Origin of the sequence: Kamptonema animale CS-326 (genome assembly GCF_028330895.1) — a bacterium.
Classification (GTDB): domain Bacteria; phylum Cyanobacteriota; class Cyanobacteriia; order Cyanobacteriales; family Microcoleaceae; genus Kamptonema; species Kamptonema formosum.
In genome coordinates, this window is record NZ_JAQMUA010000187.1 from 1 (window position 1) to 2,413 (window position 2,413).

Annotated in this window: 2 protein-coding genes; both read left to right on the plus strand. The window is 41.4% G+C overall.

What is annotated here, in order from left to right:
- Positions 1 to 941, plus strand: a 941-nt coding sequence (locus PN499_RS11040; protein WP_272031914.1) for an aspartate aminotransferase, incomplete at its 5' end; no start/stop codon positions are given.
- A 307-nt stretch (positions 942 to 1,248) separates the two neighbouring features.
- Positions 1,249 to 2,277, plus strand: a complete 1,029-nt coding sequence (locus PN499_RS11045) for a potassium channel family protein (protein ID WP_272031915.1) — start codon at positions 1,249 to 1,251, stop codon at positions 2,275 to 2,277.
- Positions 2,278 to 2,413 lie beyond the last annotated feature (136 nt).

Consider the following 2,413-nt stretch of genomic DNA (forward strand, 5'->3'; position numbering starts at 1 on the left):
CCATTACCAACTGGTATCGCCGCCGCTACAACGTCGAACTAGATCCTAATAGCGAAGCCTTGCCATTATTAGGTTCAAAAGAAGGCTTAACTCACCTCGCGATCGCCTACATCAACCCAGGCGACTTAGTATTAGTACCATCCCCCGCCTATCCCGCCCACTTTCGCGGCCCTGCGATCGCTGGTGGTAAAATTCACAGCATCATCTTAAAGCCTGAAAACGACTGGGTAATTGACTTAGCCGATATTCCCGACGCAGTAGCCGAACAAGCCAAAGTCCTCTATTTCAACTATCCTAGCAACCCCACAGGCGCAACCGCCCCCCGCGAATTTTTCAAAGATATAGTCGCCTTTGCCCACAAATTTCAAATTTTGCTAGTCCACGATCTCTGCTATGCGGAACTAGCCTTTGATGGCTATGAACCCACAAGTTTGCTAGAAATTCCCGGCGGTAAAGACATCGGCGTAGAGTTCCACACCCTATCTAAAACTTACAATATGGCCGGTTGGCGCGTCGGGTTTGTAGTTGGAAATAGCCGGATTATTCAAGGTTTACGGACATTAAAAACTAACCTTGATTATGGCATATTTACCGCAGTCCAAACCGCAGCAGAAACCGCATTACAATTGCCAGATAGATATTTGACCGAAGTACAGGAACGTTACCGAACTCGCCGGGATTTCCTAATTAATGGATTAGCAGAATTAGGGTGGAATGTACCGAAGCCTTTAGCAACAATGTATCTCTGGGTTCCCTGTCCTCCGGGAATTAGTTCCACTGATTTTGCCCTGAATGTGTTGCAGCAAACCGGAGTAGTTGTCACCCCAGGGAATGCCTTTGGGAGTGGGGGTGAGGGTTATGTAAGGATTAGCTTGATTGCAGATTGCGATCGCTTAGGAGAAGCATTGCGGCGGTTGAAGCAAGCAAATATTCACTTCTGAACTAAAAATTGTCTACCTAATTGGCAATCTTTAACTTTTTAATCTGCTATCTATGAGGCATCTAAGCCCGATGATGTCACTACGGGGAGATAATTTTCTGGAAAGACTGGTTTTTCAGGCTTTTGCCTGCTGCCAAAGCCTAAATTATTTAGAATAGCTAAAATCTAGCGATCTCCAGGCGAAAGCCTTTTTCTGCGATCGAAATGACATCAGCGGATGATAAGTAAATCCACCTAATTAAACATAATATCGGGTGTAATGAGAGAAACAAAAATTGAGGGATTTAAAAAATCAGAACCAAAAAAAATTGAAAGTTTCGAGCAAAAATCCGCAAAAGATCCTGCGTTTTTTGCAGAATGAAAATCTGGATCGGCTACTCATATTTATTGCTCTCCTCATTATAGTTAGTGGGTTAGGTTTATCCTGGGCGGAGCCACATTTATCCTTCATTGATGCTGTATGGTGGAGCATCGTTACATTAGCCACTGTTGGCTATGGTGACATCGCCCCTACGACACTTTTTGGTCGGCTAATAGCTGTCGTTAATATGTTTATCGGCATCGGTCTACTAGCCACATTCAGTGCGACAATGGCAACTCTTTTAATAGGTAAAAAAATGAAAGACTATCTAGGTATGGGCGAGCGCAATCTTGAAAATCATACTATTTTGTGCGGATGGAATTATCGAGCGCGAGTAATTCTGAATGAATTGAGTATCGATACTCAAAACCAAGGAAAGTCACTGGTTTTAATTGCTGATATAGAAAGGAAGCCGCTAGATGAAATCGATTTTTTCTTTATCAAAGGTCAAGTGTGTGATGAAACCTTACATCGTGCTAACTTAGTTAAAGCTAAAACAGTGATAATTTTAGGTGACGATAATTTAGATGATACAGCTCGCGATGCTAAAGCCATTCTATCTACGCTGACTGTAGAGAGCATTAATCCCGACGCTTATACAATTGTAGAATTAGTAGATCAAGCCTACGTAAAGACTTGTAAAAGAGCTAACGCTGATGAAATCATCGTTAGTAGCGATTTAAGCAGTATGCTGATTTCTCAAGCAGCGCTAAATCATGGCATTACTAAAGTCATCTACGAGATATTACGCTCGGAAGATGGTAATCAATTATATAAAGTTCCCGTTCCTAAATCTAAGATTGGACTAGCATTTATAGATGTATTAATATATATGAAACAAACTTATCAAAGTATTGTTTTGGCTGTGCAAAAAGGGATAGAGGGAGAAGTTATTTCTAATCCTCCAGCAAATTATCAGTTAGAAAATGATGACTATTTAATTCTCATGGCCACTGAAAAACCCCGTAGCAGTTAAGTCAAAGGAAGAAGGAAGAAGGAAGAAGGAAGAAGGAAGAAAAATTTAGTTATCTAGGAGAGAAGAAAGAAGGAAGAAGGAAGAAAAATTTAGTTATCTAGGAGAGAAGGAAGAAGGAAGAATGAGAGGGGGAAAG